We start from the raw sequence: 16,138 nt of genomic DNA, 5'->3' as shown, positions 1-16,138 counted from the left end.
ACGAGGCAGGTCGGCAGATCAGAACGATCATTGAAACGCTGGCGGCTTTGGGGCCCAAGGTTAACCCGCCGGTGAAGAGGCCAAGCCATCTGACGTCAAGCCAGAGCACATTTTGGGCCATACGAAAGACACCCATAAGGAGGCGACAGAGGTGAGATTTCTCGCGCCGCACCCGCCCCGACACACTCAAGACCATACCAGGGCGATTGCTCGAAGGCGTGGCTGGTGGCGAGGGCCGCAGGGTAATTCTAATACCATGGTATCCGCGACACTTAAGGATAATAACCAATCTTCGAATTATCGACAAATGTCCCTGCAGACACCAGTCAAACCAGGAGGTTTGTTATGTTTCTCTTCCGCTCGAATCTTTTGGCGGCAGCGGCGAAGGTCGGTTCTGTCGCGATCACCATCGGACTCGGGTCGGCGCCTAACCAGAGCGCCCGCGCCGAGACCTTGCCAGGACAGCCTGGCGCCCCTTACCAGAGTATGCCATCGCTGGCGCCGATAGGTACGCGCGTTGACCACTATCTTCCGATTCCCAAGGAAGACGTAACCCCGGCCATCGACCCGAAGAAGGGATACCGGAGCCAACAGTTGGGCCGTGGCCTCTACATGGTCACCGACAACGGCTACCAGTCGATGTTCCTGGTGTACGAAACCGGTGTCGTCGTGGTCGACGCACCTCCGGGATACTCGGCCCACATACGCCAGGCTATCGCCGAGGTCACCGACAGACCGATCACACATGTCGTCTACAGCCATGCGCACGTAGATCATATTGGCGGCGTAATCGACCTCGGCGGTCATCCAATCATCATCGCCCAAGAAGAGACCCTACGGCTGCTCGAACGGGCCAAGGATCCGAGGCGCCCTGTGCCTACGGTCACGTTCAAGGATCACTACACCCTGAAGGTCGGCAGTCAGGTTCTCGACCTGAGCTATCCCGGCAGCAGCCCCCATGAGCCAGGAAACATCTTCATCTATGCTCCCGAGCAGAAGGTCCTGATGGTGGTCGACGTGATCTTCCCTGGCTGGATGCCCTGGCGTCGCTTTGCGCTTGCCAAGGACATCCCCGGTTACTTCGACCAGGTGGCGTACATCGACACATTGCCGTTCGAAACGCTCGTCGGAGGCCATGTCAATCGCGTGGGCACTCATTCCGATGTACGTACGCAGCTCGAATTCATGAATGACCTGAAGACAGCTGCCGCTGCTGCCCTCAAATCAACGCCCCCAGGCGAGGAAATGGAAGCCGAGGACAAGCCCAACCTCTGGGCCGTCTACGACAACTACATCGACCGCGTCGTTGTGAAATGCGTCAATGCCGTCACGCCCAAGTGGCAGTCCCGACTGGCCGGTTATGACGTGTTCATCTGGGACCAGTGCTACGCGATGGAGCAGAGCCTTCGTATCGACTGAAAGCCTGGTAACCCGAGAGTTCAGACGGGATCGTCGTTATGCGACGGTCCCGCTCAGAGGCGGCGCGAAGTGTGGTCCAAAGGGTCTTCTGGGAGCAGTCGACCAACCCTGCGCCTAGCCGGCAACCCTCAGACATGGCCAAACAATTCGCAAGATTGACTACCCCCGCATGTTGGAGATTGGATCGTTGAGATGCTCCGAGTTGAAGGCTTTGAAGGACCCACGCAATCGGCGTTGAGGAGCGAGGAGGAATTGCAACCGGCGGCGTCTCCCGTGTTCGGCCTGGTGGCTTCGCCAAAATCAACGGAAGCACCAATAAGCTGGGGTCGAAAGACCGCTATTCTAGTGGTGGCGACTGTAACGATGTCGCTGTCGGCAGCCTGGGCCTGGGAATGGTATTTCCACGGTCGTTCCGAAGAGACTACCGACAACGCTTATGTCCGCGGCGATATAACGAGTATCGCGCCCAAGCTCTCCGGCTATGTGGTGGAAGTTGCAGTTGGCGACAACGCCGACGTTAGCAAAGGGAGCTTTCTGTTTCGCATCGACGACAGTGATTACCGGGCGAAACTCGACGAAGCCATTGCCACTCTGTCCACCCGACAGGCCGAGATCGCAAACATTGAAGCAACGCAGAAACTGCAAGATGCCTTGATCGAACAAGCGGTGGCACAGCAGCGCTCGGTCTCAGCGGATTTGCTGTTGGCGAGAGCCAATCTTGACCGCTACACCGCTCTCCGAAAGAGTGGGACGGCCAGCGAACAGAAACTCCAGGATGCGCAGACCGCGTTCGCAAGAGCCGAGGCGGGGGACAAAGCCGAGGCGGCCAATACTCTGGCGCAGAGGCTGAAGCTTGGGGTGTTAGACGCCCAACTCGCCGGTGCCCAAGCAGCGATGGCTCTGGCGAAAGCATCTGTCAGCCTGGCCAGGATGGATCTCGCCAATACCGTCATCCAGTCGCCGATCGACGGCGTCATCGGAAACCGGCAAGTTCGCGTCGGACGCTACGTCACGCCTGGCACCCCGGCGATGGACGTTGTTCCGGTCAAGGATATATGGGTCGTCGCCAATTTCAAGGAGACCCAGCTTGGTCGAATGGAGGTTGGACAGCCTGTTCAGGTGGTCATCGACGAGTACCCTGACGTTCATATCGATGGTGTCGTCGACAGCTTCGCCCCGGGTAGCGGGGCTGCCTTCAGCGTGCTGCCACCGGACAATGCGACGGGTAACTTCATCCGCGTCGTCCAGCGCGTTCCAGTCAAGATAAGACTTACACACAATCCGTTGCCTGGTCGGCTGGTTCCTGGACTTTCAGCCCGCATTGCCGTCCGGGTGGGCAGGGAAACCGATCCCGCGACCACCACTTCGAACCCGGTCGGCGACCTTGCGGAAAATCGGCCCGGTACGGCACAATGAGCCGTCAGATCGAACTGCGACCGTTACTGACGAAGCCCGAGGTACTCGGCGCCGCATTGGTCTTGACCGGAGTTGTACTGACCGCCGTCATGGATTCGATCGCCAGCACGGCGCTCTCTATTGGGCGCCTGGATATGCTGGGCGACATACATGCCACGACTGACGAATTTGCGACTTTCGACATCGCATTTCTCGCGGCCAAGCTGACCGGCTTTTTGGTCGCGCCGCTGCTTGTTGCAGCGCTAAAGCCTACGTCCTGTTTGCGCGCCGGCACGGTCGCGCTTCTGTTGGCGTCTGCCGCAATGATCTCTTCCGTCGATATTGCCTGGATTGACGTCTGCCGCATCGTTCAGGGTTTTGCCGGCGCGACCGTGCTCGTGGCAGGCCAGACGCTGCTGTTCCTTCGTTTCCCGAGCCGTCAGCAACCGATTGTGCAAGCTCTCTTGGCCCTCGGCTCCGTCATGGCCCCAACGACAGTGACACCAGCGCTCCAAGGTTGGCTTGTCGACCACTTGTCGTGGGACTGGATATTCCTGAGCAACGTGCCGGTGGGCATCGTCGCCCTCGTCATGCTCGCGGCGGACCGCGGACAAACGGTCCGCCACAGAATCCGCATCCCCTACATCCAGATCGCGCTGGCTGGAATCGCCGCAGCCTCTTTGACCTACGTGTCGCAGCAAGGCAGCAGGTTCAATTGGTTCGACGGGCACATCATCCTTCTCACCCTGACCGGCCTGCTGGCGGTCATCCTCCTGCTGCTATGGGAGTTCCGATTTGCATCGGATCGTCTGATACTTCCCGCGTCGCCTTTGGGTAATCCCGACTATTGCTTCGCTCTTGTTGCCAGCCTGGTAGCCGGATTTGCCCTGTCCGGCAGCGCCTTTCTTATCCCGGCCTTCGCCCTGAACGTCCTAAACTTCACCGCGACGGATGCTGGAACTCTTCTTCTGCCGAGTGGAGCGATGTTGGGGTGTTCGCTGCTGATTGCGGGAATCGGCATAAAAAAAAGCGGAATAAATCCGTTTGCTCTGGCTCCTGTCGGTATCGTGTTTTTCGCCTCGTCAATGTGGCTCATGTCGGGTTCGACAAGCGACAGCGGAGCTGTGGATTTGGAGTTTCCACTGCTCTTGCGCGGCTTTGGGCTGGGTTTCCTGTTCGTGAGCTTGACGCTGGTTGCGTTCATGCGACTTCCTGCCAAAGCGCTGCCCTTCGGCATCGGTCTTTTCGATCTTGGCAAGCAGGTTGGTGGTCTGGCTGGCACGGCTCTCCTGCAGACTTATCTCGATCGACAACTTGCCTATAATCGGACGGTACTGGCATCGCACCTGGATGTTGGCGATGTTGTCCTCGAAGAGCGCCTGAAGGCAGTGGCGGGCCAACTTGGAACTAGGGGGCTCGACAGTGTTGCTGCTGGTAAAGGCGCACTGTTGGTTCTGCGGCAGGCCGTGGACAGGCAGGCCGTCACCATTTCCTTCAACGAGGCCTTCTTGGCGATTGTGCTGTTGTTCTTGTTCGCGGCGCCTTGCCTTATCCTCTCCAGGAGGTTGCTTGGCCTTCGATCCTCAGTCCGGGTAGGTGTATCGAGGGTCTGATGCATGTCGCGCAAAAGCGCGCAGCGGTTTTGTAATGACGACATGTATAAAAACATGAACCTAAAGCGCGTCGCCTGAATCCGTTCAAGCGCGACGGCTTAGGCCGCTATCGCTGCCAAGCGTCGGGTCAATAGCTCCTACGCCTCGAGGAGGTTTCGCACTTAGAAGTGGCCTGTGAGACCGCCTTGGTGCCGTTCACGGCACGCTCCAGGCTGCCGGCCGATCGGCCAAATCCACGAAAGCGAATTCAATGTCCGGTTTCGTGGTCGGAGTAATCCCGATTGCGGTCCACCGGCGACGACGAACGGCAGGGCGCCTCGAGGCCAGAAAAGGTCCGTTTTTGCCGAGTTATGCTCCCGCTCGAGAACGCGCTCCGCGACCAACATCACCCAGTCCGCAAAGGAGCTATTCATCTTAGCGAAGACGTCAAGGGATCCAGATCTGCTCAAAGACCCCTACGGGTTATGACATCCTATCGTCGACGGGTGGCGAAGGTTAAATCCACCGAGTGCTCAAGCCTCACCCCGCGGCGTTCCCATTGCTGCTTGGGCCTCCTGAGCCTTGGCCGGCCCGCGGAGCACGTTGGCAACCAGAACGGCAACAATCGTGCCGGTCACCGGTCCCAAAACATAGACCCACCAAGTGGACAGATCGCCCCGGGCCAGGTCGGGCCCGAAGGCGCGGGCGGGATTCATCGCGCCTCCTTCGTAGGGGCCGCCCAACGTCCCGAGCGACATCACGTAGGCACCCACCGCAATGGGGATGAACTGGCCATTAAGCTTTGGGCCATTTGCCATCGAAAGCACCATCAAAACCATGCCGAATGTAAGGATGGCCTCGAAGAAAACCGCCTGCATGGCCTGCCCAGCTTGCGGGACGGTGGCTGCCAGGTTGCCTTCGATGCCAAAGAACGAGCGGGCAAGAAATGACCCGGCTGCGGCGGCGAGTAACTGCACAACGACATAGGCCGCGCACATCGGCCAACCCATGTCGCCGCGCAATGCAAAGGCAAATGTCATGACAGGATTGAAGTGCGAACTGATATCGCCGAGGAAATAGATGGCCACGACCAGCCAAAGCGCGGAAATCGCCGATAGGATGAATGCAGCGATGATGGGCTCAACCTTTATTCCGCCGTACAGTACGAGGATGGCCGCGCCGGCCGACAATACAAAGGTCAATCCTGCCGTACCGATGAACTCGGACAGCAGGCGCCGAAATCGATGCTCGGGACTTTTCCAGTTGGCGTTGAATCGAGGCTGGCCAATCTGCAACGCGAGTGCCGCCTCGCCGAACACGACAGGGGGGATGCTCATGGGTCCTCCTAGAAATCCTGGGTTGAAGTGATGACCGCCTCTGCCGAGGCCGGCAGCGGATCCAAATCCCCGCGTCGGACGAACTGACGCGCTCCTAGGCGCAGGTTGCGACGAAAGGTTTGACCATTTTCTCCGGGTCAACCACGCGGTCGAACACCGCATCGGAAACAATGCCGAGCTTCAGCGCGGCCGCCTTGAGCGTGACATCGTTGTCCATCGCATAGTGCGCGATCTTCGAAGCCTTGTCATAGCCGACAACAGGCGAGAGGGCGGTCACGAGCATCAGGGACTCGCTCACATATTGGGCGATCTTCTCCTTGTTGGGCTGCGTGCCCTCGACCAGGAACTTGCGGAAATTCGTGCAGCTGTCCGTCATGATCGTGATCGAATGGATGATGTTGTGGATGATCAGGGGCTTATAGACGTTCATCTCGAGATAGCCGCTCGCCCCGCCAAATCCGACCGCGACGTCATTGGCCATCACTTGCACAGCCACCATGGTTAGCGCTTCGGCCTGGGTGGGATTCACCTTGCCGGGCATGATGGACGAGCCCGGCTCGTTCGCCGGTATTATGAGTTCGGCGAAGCCGGCCCGTGGCCCGCACGACATGAGGCGGACGTCGTTACCGATCTTGTACAGGGAAATTGCCAGCGTGCGCATCGTGCCAGAAAACTGCACAAGCGCATCGTGCGCGCCCTGAACGGCGAACTTGTTCGGCGCCGTTACAAAGGGAAGCTCGGTCAGCCTGGCGATTTCGGCCGCGGCGGCTTCTGCGAAACCTGGCGCCGAATTGATCCCGGTGCCCACCGCCGTACCGCCAAGGGCGAGGCGATAGACGCCATCCAGCGAAGCCTCGAGGCGATCCAGATCGTCGGCGAGCATTTCGGCATATCCCGACCATTCCTGGCCCAAGGTCAGCGGCGTCGCATCCTGCATGTGGGTGCGGCCGATCTTGACGATGTCCTTCCATTCCTCCGATTTGGAAAGAAGAGCTTCGTAGAGCTGCTTGACCGCCGGCATCAGTCGCTGTTTGGCATTGATCGACGTAGCGATGTACATCGCGGAAGGGAATGAATCGTTCGACGACTGCGCCATGTTGACATGGTCGTTCGGATGTACCGGTGTCTTACTGCCAAGGACCGTCCCGACCAACTGGCAGCACCGGTTGGAAATCACTTCATTGACATTCATATTGAACTGGGTGCCGCTGCCCGTCATCCAGACATGCAGGGGAAACATGTCTTGATGTCGCCCGGCAAGGATCTCGTCACATGTCTGGACGATCAGTCGATGGACCTGATCGTCGAGTCGCCCACCTGTGTGGTTTGCATTGGCAGCGCCTTTCTTCAGGACGGCATAAGCCGCGATCATCTCGCGTGGGATCAAATCCTTCCCTATGGAAAAATGATCAAGAGACCTTTGCGTCTGGGCTCCCCAGAGCCTATCGACTGGGACATCTACCTCGCCCAGACTATCGGTCTCCTTGCGCATTTGCATCATGATCAGTCCTTCCACAACGCCTCAAGTCGCTCCATCGAATTCCACGCTTCGCAAACTACTCCTGATACTTGGCGGTATATTGCTCCAGGTTCTTCTCGACGTCCCCAGGCTGCTGCAGCCCTTCATCGACAAGGACCTTCACACGTGCCTGAGCCGCAGGTCGTTGTACAGAAGTGATGAATGCGTCCCAGCCCGGCTGCATTTCGGAGTCCGGGGGCAAACTAGCCTGGTTGATCAGGTTCTTGGTGTCGGCAATCGCCTGCCCATCGAACGAAGCAATGCGCGTCGCTAAGGCGTCGACAAAACCGTCCAATTCTGAATCGGGCAGCGCCCGGTTCACATAACCGTAGCGCTCGGCAAGTTCGCCATCAAAGCCCTCGGCACCGATCAACATCTCCATAGCGCGGCCGCGGCCGACCAGCCGAGGCAGTCGCGCCATAGGGCCGCCCCCGGGGACGAAGCCGGCGCCAACTTCAAACTGCGACACGACCGCCTTCTCCCGACTTGCAAAGCGCATGTCTGCCGCTAGCGCAAGCTCGCTGCCGATGCCACTCGCCCGTCCACGAATTGAACCAATCGTCACTGCCCTCAGGCGGCTGAGGCGCACCATGATGTCGGGCACGGGATGCATGCCCGTTGGCCCCGGCTTCATACCGCTGGAGTCCTTAAGGGGACTCAAAAGGTCGTAATGAGCGATGAAATAGTCTGGCACCGCGCTGTCAAACACTACAACCTTGACCCTCGGATCGGCTTCGATCTGGCCAACAATTTTTGCAAGCTCGCGCACTTCGGACGGGCCAACTATATTGAGCGGCGGATTGTTGAAAGTGACTTCCCAGTAGGCCTCACTCTTACGTGTCAGGCGGATCTTCGCCGTCTTCGTACTCGGTGTCGCTGCAAGCGGCGTGCTAGCATCACTGGATTGCTTTGAATTCTGCCCGAACACACTAGAGCAGTAGAGCGCCGCAACAATGGAAAACAGCATCACTGATTTTTTAAGTCTAGAATTGTCCATAACTATTTTTACCTCATTGATCGCCAAGGCCTACAGCTTTGCAAGAGATTAAGCTTCAACACCGATACATAATTAGTAATCGCCCGGTTATTACCGCGGAGATTTCGCTTTGATGCGAGCGATGAGTTCTTGGCCATCGACGAAGGCTTCGAGGAAGTCATTCCATTCGTCAGCGGTGCGGCGCGCATGGGCAAGCATTTGCTCCAGCTCTTCCATTCCGTCGCGGGTAAGCGAAGTTATTGCCTCGTCCTGTCCGGTGTAGACGCTGATGATGCTGCCGTAGCTCAGGTTGTCATCGTTGCTGACGATCGCCTGAAGGAGTTCGGCATCTTCATCGAGCAATTTGGCGACGTAGTCGATGCTGAACACATGGGTCACCGTTGCCATCAGGCAGCCTCGGCGGAGATGGCGGTGATAGGTGACCAATTCCAGGGAAGCAGCTCGTCGAGGCGATTGATCTTGTGATCGTGAATGCGGTCGAGCACGTCTGCGAGATATGCCTGCGGATCGATGCCGTTCATCTTGGCCGTCTCGATGATTGTCATGGCGCGAGCCAAGGTCTCCGCGCCGGTGTCGGCGCCAGCAAATAGCCAGTTTTTTCTTCCGATTCCAATCGGGCGCAGGGCTCGCTCGGCGGCATTGTTGTCCATGGCGACGCGGCCGTCTTCGAGGAACAGGCAGAATGATGGCCAGCGGCTCAGGCCATAACGGAAGGCTTTTGCCAAATCGCTCTTGCCTGGAATGCGGGTCAGTTGCGTTTCGATCCAGACACGGAATGCTCCGATCTTTGGTTTGCTATGCTTCTGACGTGCGGCAAGGCGGGCATCGGCAGGCTGACCCGCAATGCCGTGCTCGATGTCATAAAGCGCACCGATACGGTCGAGAGCCTCGCGTGCGATCTCGGATTTGTTCGAGGTCCAGATATCATGGAAGTCGCGTCGCCAATGCGCCCAGCATGCCGCTTCTCGGAAGCGGGATGTTCCATCGGCTCCAGGCTCATAAAGCTTGCCATAGCCTTTGTAGCCGTCAGCTTGGAGAATGCCGCTTGTCTGCCTGAGGTGGCGGAGGACGTGGTCTTCCTTCCAGTCCGGAGCAAAGTAGTAGACCGCGCCAGGCGGAGCGCCGCCCGCCCACGGGCGTTGATCGCGGACATATGTCCAGATCCTGCCTTTCTTTACGCCTTTCCCCAGCCCTTTGTCCTGCATGGAGCGATCCAGCACCCGGATCGGGGTATCGTCAGCATGGAGAAGGTCGCTGGCCATGATCACGGTTCCGATCCGCTCGATCAGGGGCTGAAGCACCTGCATTGCGCGACCGCACCAATCGACCAGCGTACTGTCGGGGATGTCGGCACCCATGCGGGCGAAGATTTCGTTCAGGCGATACAATGGCAGGTGATCGTCGAACTTCGAGACCAGGATGTAAGCCAGAAGGCCGGCGCCAGCCATGCTGCCTGGTATCGGGCGGCTGGGCGCGGGCAACTGCACCATCTTTTCGCAGCAGCGACAGGATTTCTTGAACCGGGCGATCTCGATGACCTTCATCTGGGCGGCGATCAGGTCGAGGATTTCGCTTGTGTCTTCGCCCACAAGACGCAGTTCACCGCCACAGGCGGGGCAGCAGGCGCCGGGATCGAGCTCCCTGCGCTCGCGAACTGCCTTGTGCGATACGCGCGGACGACGGCGCGTGATCCTTTCGGGCGCGTTCGTCATGGGCGCGACAGACGCTGCCTCGTCGGCCTCATTGATTGGCCCGGCATTGCTCTCCGCCGCGGCGATCAAAAGATCCTCCAGGGCCAGTTCCAGCTGCTGGATTTCCCGCTCGATCTTTTCCGAAGACTTGCCGAAGACCTGTTTCTTCAGCCGGGCAATGCGCAGCCGCAAGGCCTGGATCAACTGGTCATGCGCCTGCAACGTCGCCGACATCTTCGCATTTTCCGCCTGCAAGGCGGCGATCATCGCCTTCAGAAAGGCAGGATCGTCTGGAAGATTTTCGGCAACATTCGACATGCACCTGACTACCATAAGTCAGGGCGAGTAGCCATAAAAACCATTAGATTCAGAGAGATAAATCATCCGACACGCGCCGGCGGCGCACCCCAGTTGGGGCGTCGCCAGTCAATTCCTTCCCATAACATCGCCATTTGCGCTGACGTCAGCCTGGCCGTCCCGCCGGCCGCCGACGGCCACGGAAAGCGACCCTTCTGCAAGACCTTGTAATAAAGACAGAACCCCTGGCCATCAAAATAAAGAAGCTTCAAACGGTCGCCACGCCTTCCCCGAAAGGCGAAGACCGCGCCTCCCGTCGGCTTCTGGCGCAACACATCCTGCGTCAGTGCAGCCAAACCCTCGATCCCTTTGCGCATGTCCGTGAACCCACAGGCAAGGTACACCCGAACCCCAGTTCCCGGTCCGATCATGCTGCCTCAACCGCATGGATAAGCCGGGTCAGAGTGGCAAGATCGATCTCTCTGTCAAAGCGCAGGTTCCGCCCACAGCATAGTTGCAACTCAACCAGCGACGCTGACAATCTGTCAGTGCCTTTGCCCATACGGGGTTCGCTCTGCCCCACGGGCATGTCCACGGGAAGGAACATGGGACCCCCCGACGGCAACAGGAGCCCCTTCCTCCTCAGCTCTCGCCGCCAGGTGTAAATCTGCTGCCGCGTCACATCATGCCGCTCGGCAACCTCAGTCACCGTCGCCCCCTCAATTCCAACCGACATGACGATGTCGAGTTTCTTCTTATCACCCCAGCGACGACGTCGTTCAGCACCAAGAATCTCGACACGCATCGCAAACCTCGCACAAGACACGTCGCAAACGACGTCGTTAAACACGTGTCATAGGCCATCACGACGATGTCAGGCAGGCGGTGACAATCGGGCGGTTACCATAATTAACAGTGCCAAACGCCATCTCTCTCGAAAATGTTCACAAGCACAGCACCTTCTCGCCAGCACTCCTGCCAAGAATTCCACGTTCACTTCGAAACTATGGTTATAGGTGCAGGAACATCGTCGCTAAGGCGATAGGACGATGGTGTCGCCAATACCTTCGGATTGATGAGGCTTCTCACCGCGCGACGGCGATTGAACGATAGTTCGGGCGCGCAGAGAAGCCTCTACTCGGCGATGCCGAGTCGGGACGCCATGTTCACAAGCTCGGGCAGCGAGCGGGCCTGCATCTTCCGCATAGCCTGGCCACGATGTGCCTTGACTGTGATTTCGCTGATGCCAAGCTCAAAGCCGACCTGCTTGTTCAAGAGACCAGAGACGACCAGTGTCATAACCTCTTGCTCGCGTCGGCTGAGCGATACATAACGATCCCTAAGGGCGTGCAACTCAGAGTCCAGAGCAAGTGCGGTCTTACTTCTTTCGAGTGCCAGCTTAATCGCACCCAAAAGTTCCTCGTCGTTGAATGGTTTGGTGAGAAACTCGACAGCCCCAGCCTTCATCGCTTTAACCGTCATCGGTACGTCGCCATAGCCGGTTATGAAGATGATGGGCATGTCGGTACGGTCGACAGATATGAGCTTCTGCAGGTCGAGCCCACTCAGATCAGGAAGATTCACGTCGAGGATCAGACAGTTCGCAACCAGCGAACGTGACCGCTCGAGGAATGCCTTTGCTGAGGCGAACGTCTCTGGTCGCCAGCCCACAGAGCAGATGAGTAGTTCCAACGATTCGCGTACTGAAACGTCGTCGTCGACAATGAATACGACAGGTGTTTCGTCCGACATGGATGACGATCTCGCCGCACCGTCTCGTTGAACCGATAGATAAGAGTACATCGCAAATTATCCTCCTGAGATGGCATTAACAATCCACCAGGTTCAAGGATCACGGAGCGCCGAACTAAGCGCGTCCTGAAGAACCTGATCGCTGAACGGCTTGAACAGACACTCCACTGCACCCTGTTCGATGAGACGCTGGCGGATCGTGCTATCCCTTTGCGCGGTGATATAGATGATCGGAATCATCTTTCTGCGACGTGCCAGCTCCACTTGCAGCTCGGGTCCCGTCATGCCAGGCATGGCAACATCGAGAATGAGGCACTTGGTCTTATCGACGGCATCAGACGCGAGGAACTCCTTCCCTGAAGAGAATGCCTTCACGCTAAAGCCGAACTCCTGCAGCAAATCTGGTAGGGACTCACGTACGGATTGATCGTCATCGACCACCGACACGAGTGCATGCGTAAGCTTCATCTAACCCCCACTGATCTTTGAGCGTCGCCGACCTCGGACACCCGCGCTTAGAGCCACGTCCCCTGCCGACGACTGGCACTTGGAATACTCGGGTACGGAAAACGTAAACGTAGCCCCCGGGCCATCATTCGCTGCCGCCCACAGGCGCCCGCAATGGTTATCGATAATGGAGCGGCTGACGGACAAACCTATCCCCATGCCTTCATTCTTGGTTGTGTAGAAAGCCTCGAAGACCCGCTCCGGACCATCGGCGCCGAACCCCGTACCTGCATCTTCTACCGAGAGACGCACAGAATCCCCTCCGTCGGGTTCAGTTCTAATCACCAACCGCTTGGGCCGATCTTCGATGCCGCTCATCGCATCCGCAGCATTTCGCAGCAGATTCAGAATCACTTGCTGAAGTTGGACTCGGTCGCCGGCGACGAGCGGAAGCCCCTCAGGGAATTGGGGGGTTAGAACCACGCGACTTCTCTGAAGGTCACCCGCCGACAATGCTATTACCTCGCGTGCAGCCTCGTTCAAATCTACCGGCTCGATCATAGGGGCTTGCTTGCTGAAGAGCGCACGCAATCGCGCGATCACATCGGCGGCAAGGTTGCCGTCGCGTATCGTGCGATGTGCGGTCTCGCGTGCCCCATCAACATTTGGCGGATCGGCCGCCAACATCCGAAGGCAGGTACTGGCGTTGGTAATAATGCCCGACAGCGGCTGATTGACTTCATGTGCTATCGAGGCGGTCAACGCTGCGAGGCTCGTAACCCTGCTGACATGTGCGAGTTCAGACCGAGCCTTGCCAAGGGCTTCCTCCGCTTGCCGGCGCTCTGTGACGTCCTGAACTGCCGTAAGACATTCCATCCGGCCATCCTGATGACGGATGACCCTGCCGAAAGTGCGTAGATACTTGACCCTGTTGTCCGACATCCGTAGCCGGATCTCGTAACCCAGATAGCTCTGACCGCTGCGAACCCGAGCCATTTGCGCAGTCAGTGATGGAATGTCGTCCGCGTGGATTCGCCCACTGATCTGCTCGAGCGTCACAGGGGCATTCGGGTCAAATTCAAAGATACGATAAAGTTCCTCGGAAAATGCGATCTCGTCTGTGTCCACGCGCCACGAGAAGGCACCAGTTGAACTCAGACGTTGAGCTTCCGAGAGCAAAGTTTCGGTCCGCTTAAGCGCTGCTTCGATCAGGGAACGCTCGATAGCGATGCTGGCGATCTGCGTGGCGTGCGCAATGAGATTCTGGTGGTGCGGCGATGGGGTCGCTGGCTTTCGTTGAACGATGCAGAAAGTGGCCAACACCCGCCCTTCCCTGGAACAAACCGGCGTGCTCCAGACCGATCTGTATCCGTGCTGCAGAACATGGGACCGAACAGGCGAGGTATACCAGCGCGGATCGGATTCGATGTCCACCGCTACCACCTGTATCTTTTGAAAAGCCGCTATGCCACATGGCAAAAGCTCGCCACTGACGGGCATCCCCGCAATCGGGTCGCTGTAGGCAGAAGGTAGAGAAGGAGCCACAGCATATTCAAATGTCGAGCTGCTCCAATTGATCAGATGAACATCACATAAGCAATCAGGCGCGGCCCCTTCAATAAATTCGCACAACGCGCTTAGAACATCGCGAAGCAAACTACCCGACGCGATCATCTCCAGCAGTTGCTTTTCGCCCGCGAGGAAAGCTTCCGCCTGCTTCCGACCCTCAATATCATGGCTCATGCCGTACCAGCGGATCACTCTACCGGCTTCGTCGTGGAGCGGCACGCGACGGGCGATGTGCCAGCGATACGTACCATCGACCGCTCGCACTCGGTACTCATGTTCGAACGGTTCTCCTGTCGTGACACATGCGCGCCATATGCTCTCTTCAAGTTCGATGTCATCTGGGTGGATTGCGCCCCTCCAACTACCATTCGTCACATCCTCAGCAGAGAGGCCCGTGAACTCGCGCCCCCGCTTGTTGATAGAAATTCGCGAGCCATCCGCGCCATAGGTCGCAACCAGCGCCGGTATGCCGTCGACAGTCCGTTGTAGCTCGCCCTCAGCTTCGACCGCCTTGTCCTCAGCCCGCTTCCGCTCATCGATGTCAGTGTTCGCCCCATACCATTTGACGATGTTGCCCGATTCATCCCGCAACGGGTTAGCGCGGATAAGAAACCACCGATAACTTCCATCAAATCGGCGCAATCTCGCATCGGTCTCCCCGGCTTTACCCGAGGCTATGATTGTCTGCCATATGGTGATCAGCCCATCCAGGTCGTCAGCATGGACCGCAGCCGTCCAGCCCCAGCCCCTCGCCTGCTCAATGGAGAGCCCGGTGTACTCTAGGTAGGGCTGGCTTAGAAACTCAATGGGCCCGTCTGGCCGAGCTGACCACGCCATCGCAGGAATGGTATCGATGATGAGTTTGAAATTGTGCTGGCTTGTCACGAGGGTTTCTTCGCTTTTGCACAGTGCTTCTTCTGATCTGCGGCGCTCACGTCAAAGGCCTCACCGTCGCCGTTGAAGAAAACACAGGCATGACCCACTTAGCCGAGTTAACATCCAGCGAAGGAAGCGGATGCGCCGGTTTTCTTCATGGCCGTTGTCGCCTAACAGAACGGGTCCACGTTCTGGCAGACCATGCCCCCGGACAACACGAACGTCTATTATGCCTTGGTGTTGATTTTGGTGACGGAGATCGAAATGCGCGATGGGAAAAAGCCAACTCAAACGCTTCAAGGCAATGACAGGCAATGTCTGCGACCCGCGATGGCATTCACCATCAAGGGAGCAAACCCTGAACAAGCCGGCGGCCGACGCCGAATGCCTTTGCCTTGGCAAGCGGCGGATTCTGCTAGGGCTCAGCAACCTCGGCCTTAGCCTAGCGACCGATATTCGATGCTGGAGTAACCATTATTCCATGGTATCGGCGACACCATCGCATAATGGATTTTGATACCTCTCCCGGCTTTTTATGGTCCGTCCGGCCAAAATGGTTCTCAACCTCCGGGACACTCAGTGAGGCTTTCAGATGCGCTCCGACATCATTCCAGGATCGATTTTTCCGGATTATGAGCTACCGGATCATGGCGCCGTGCGGCGAAGGCTTTCCGAATTGCAGGGAGAAGACCCCATGGTCCTGGTTCTGGGCAGAGGTGGGTATTGTCCTAGGGACCGACGGCAGGCTGAAGGGCTTGTTCAGCTCTATCACGAAATGGAAGTGGGTTATTGCCGGCTCGTCACCATCACCACGGATAATCTCCTAGAGACAAACGAGTATCGATTGAGCGCTGGCGCTCATTGGCCTTTTCTTTCCGACCCGCGACGCGTGATCCAGAAGGACCTCGACATCGCCGAGTACACGGATCCCGCGCACAACCCCATGATCCCTCACGTTATCGTCATGGAACCCGGCCTTATCGTTTCCAAGGTCTACAATGGGTATTGGTTTTTCGGGCGACCCACCGTGGAGGAACTGCGGCAGGATATGCGAGCGGTGACCATGAAATGCCGACCGGATTGGGACATCACCAGGCCGGAACTCAAGGCTGCGTGGCAGACGGGTCGTAAGGAGCTTTTCTATCCTTATGGAAAGACGCGCGCTCAAACACTTCGCGAAAAGGAATGAATTCAAGATTGTCGGTGCGCGAGAGAGGGGTGGCAAGGTGACGAGCTTTAGTCGCTGT

General features: G+C 57.8%; 14 protein-coding genes. 4 read left to right on the top strand and 10 right to left on the bottom strand.

Translation table 11 applies throughout. From position 1 onward, the window contains the following. Positions 1 to 345 precede the first annotated feature (345 nt). From NKH70_RS23920 to NKH70_RS23910, 3 genes are all read left to right on the top strand, one after another. The gene (locus tag NKH70_RS23920) at positions 346 to 1,419 is read left to right on the top strand and encodes an MBL fold metallo-hydrolase (protein WP_353026197.1); all 1,074 of its coding nucleotides are present in this window, start codon (positions 346 to 348) and stop codon (positions 1,417 to 1,419) included. Positions 1,420 to 1,611: 192 nt separating this feature from the next. Further along, positions 1,612 to 2,835 (top strand): HlyD family secretion protein, encoded by a 1,224-nt coding sequence (locus NKH70_RS23915; RefSeq protein ID WP_353016501.1) that lies wholly within the window; start codon positions 1,612 to 1,614, stop codon positions 2,833 to 2,835. Continuing rightward, positions 2,832 to 4,427 (top strand): MFS transporter, encoded by a 1,596-nt coding sequence (locus tag NKH70_RS23910; protein WP_353016498.1) that lies wholly within the window; start codon positions 2,832 to 2,834, stop codon positions 4,425 to 4,427. The genes NKH70_RS23915 and NKH70_RS23910 overlap by 4 nt, the downstream gene beginning before the upstream one ends. A gap of 512 nt (positions 4,428 to 4,939) precedes the next feature. Here the strand turns inward: NKH70_RS23910 and NKH70_RS23905 are convergent. The 10 genes from NKH70_RS23905 to NKH70_RS23860 form a co-directional block, all read right to left on the bottom strand. After that, a complete protein-coding gene (locus NKH70_RS23905) occupies positions 4,940 to 5,743 on the bottom strand; it encodes an MIP/aquaporin family protein (RefSeq protein ID WP_353016496.1) in 804 nt (267 codons plus the stop codon). 94 nt (positions 5,744 to 5,837) lie between these two features. Continuing rightward, positions 5,838 to 7,244, bottom strand: coding sequence for a class II fumarate hydratase (fumC, locus tag NKH70_RS23900; protein ID WP_353016567.1), 1,407 nt, complete (start codon positions 7,242 to 7,244; stop codon positions 5,838 to 5,840). 55 nt (positions 7,245 to 7,299) lie between these two features. Beyond that, positions 7,300 to 8,259, bottom strand: coding sequence for an enoyl-CoA hydratase/isomerase family protein (locus NKH70_RS23895; RefSeq protein ID WP_353026206.1), 960 nt, complete (start codon positions 8,257 to 8,259; stop codon positions 7,300 to 7,302). Positions 8,260 to 8,349: 90 nt separating this feature from the next. Continuing rightward, positions 8,350 to 8,646 carry a hypothetical protein gene (locus NKH70_RS23890; RefSeq protein WP_192257152.1) on the bottom strand — a complete coding sequence of 99 codons (297 nt, stop codon included), beginning with the start codon at positions 8,644 to 8,646 and terminating at the stop codon, positions 8,350 to 8,352. Then, positions 8,646 to 10,268 (bottom strand): IS66 family transposase, encoded by a 1,623-nt coding sequence (tnpC, locus tag NKH70_RS23885; RefSeq protein WP_353016493.1) that lies wholly within the window; start codon positions 10,266 to 10,268, stop codon positions 8,646 to 8,648. The genes NKH70_RS23890 and tnpC overlap by 1 nt, the downstream gene beginning before the upstream one ends. 62 nt (positions 10,269 to 10,330) lie before the next feature. Continuing rightward, a complete protein-coding gene (gene tnpB, locus NKH70_RS23880; protein ID WP_353016492.1) occupies positions 10,331 to 10,624 on the bottom strand; it encodes an IS66 family insertion sequence element accessory protein TnpB in 294 nt (97 codons plus the stop codon). Positions 10,625 to 10,674: 50 nt separating this feature from the next. Beyond that, complete coding sequence (tnpA, locus tag NKH70_RS23875; RefSeq protein WP_353026195.1) at positions 10,675 to 11,052, bottom strand: IS66-like element accessory protein TnpA; 378 nt, start codon at positions 11,050 to 11,052, stop codon at positions 10,675 to 10,677. A gap of 329 nt (positions 11,053 to 11,381) precedes the next feature. Beyond that, positions 11,382 to 11,999 (bottom strand): response regulator transcription factor, encoded by a 618-nt coding sequence (locus NKH70_RS23870; RefSeq protein WP_353016488.1) that lies wholly within the window; start codon positions 11,997 to 11,999, stop codon positions 11,382 to 11,384. A gap of 93 nt (positions 12,000 to 12,092) precedes the next feature. Next, on the bottom strand, positions 12,093 to 12,467 hold the full coding sequence (locus NKH70_RS23865) for a response regulator (RefSeq protein ID WP_352546984.1): 375 nt from the start codon (positions 12,465 to 12,467) through the stop codon (positions 12,093 to 12,095). After that, positions 12,468 to 14,900, bottom strand: a complete 2,433-nt coding sequence (locus tag NKH70_RS23860) for a PAS domain-containing protein (protein WP_353026193.1) — start codon at positions 14,898 to 14,900, stop codon at positions 12,468 to 12,470. It abuts the gene before it with no gap. 583 nt (positions 14,901 to 15,483) lie between these two features. Here NKH70_RS23860 and NKH70_RS23855 point away from each other — a divergent pair. Then, entirely contained in the window at positions 15,484 to 16,080 is a 597-nt protein-coding gene (locus NKH70_RS23855) for a redoxin domain-containing protein (RefSeq protein ID WP_353016483.1), read from the top strand. Positions 16,081 to 16,138: the final 58 nt, after the last annotated feature.

Source organism: Mesorhizobium sp. M0991 (assembly GCF_040318915.1).
Taxonomy (GTDB): domain Bacteria; phylum Pseudomonadota; class Alphaproteobacteria; order Rhizobiales; family Rhizobiaceae; genus Mesorhizobium.
This window is presented reverse-complemented; position numbering and strand designations above follow the sequence as displayed.

Excerpts from the sequence above, each read along its gene's own strand:
- tnpC (WP_353016493.1), bottom strand. The coding sequence starts at position 10,268 with ATGTCGAATGTTGCCGAAAATCTTCCAGACGATCCTGCCTTTCTGAAG.
- tnpB (WP_353016492.1), bottom strand. The coding sequence starts at position 10,624 with ATGCGCAAAGGGATCGAGGGTTTGGCTGCACTGACGCAGGATGTGTTG.
- tnpA (WP_353026195.1), bottom strand. The coding sequence starts at position 11,052 with ATGCGTGTCGAGATTCTTGGTGCTGAACGACGTCGTCGCTGGGGTGAT.
- fumC (WP_353016567.1), bottom strand. The coding sequence starts at position 7,244 with ATGATGCAAATGCGCAAGGAGACCGATAGTCTGGGCGAGGTAGATGTC.
- NKH70_RS23870 (WP_353016488.1), bottom strand. The coding sequence starts at position 11,999 with ATGTCGGACGAAACACCTGTCGTATTCATTGTCGACGACGACGTTTCA.
- NKH70_RS23890 (WP_192257152.1), bottom strand. The coding sequence starts at position 8,646 with ATGGCAACGGTGACCCATGTGTTCAGCATCGACTACGTCGCCAAATTG.
- NKH70_RS23915 (WP_353016501.1), top strand. The coding sequence starts at position 1,612 with ATGCTCCGAGTTGAAGGCTTTGAAGGACCCACGCAATCGGCGTTGAGG.
- NKH70_RS23920 (WP_353026197.1), top strand. The coding sequence starts at position 346 with ATGTTTCTCTTCCGCTCGAATCTTTTGGCGGCAGCGGCGAAGGTCGGT.
- NKH70_RS23855 (WP_353016483.1), top strand. The coding sequence starts at position 15,484 with ATGCGCTCCGACATCATTCCAGGATCGATTTTTCCGGATTATGAGCTA.
- NKH70_RS23895 (WP_353026206.1), bottom strand. The coding sequence starts at position 8,259 with ATGGACAATTCTAGACTTAAAAAATCAGTGATGCTGTTTTCCATTGTT.
- NKH70_RS23865 (WP_352546984.1), bottom strand. The coding sequence starts at position 12,467 with ATGAAGCTTACGCATGCACTCGTGTCGGTGGTCGATGACGATCAATCC.
- NKH70_RS23905 (WP_353016496.1), bottom strand. The coding sequence starts at position 5,743 with ATGAGCATCCCCCCTGTCGTGTTCGGCGAGGCGGCACTCGCGTTGCAG.
- NKH70_RS23910 (WP_353016498.1), top strand. The coding sequence starts at position 2,832 with ATGAGCCGTCAGATCGAACTGCGACCGTTACTGACGAAGCCCGAGGTA.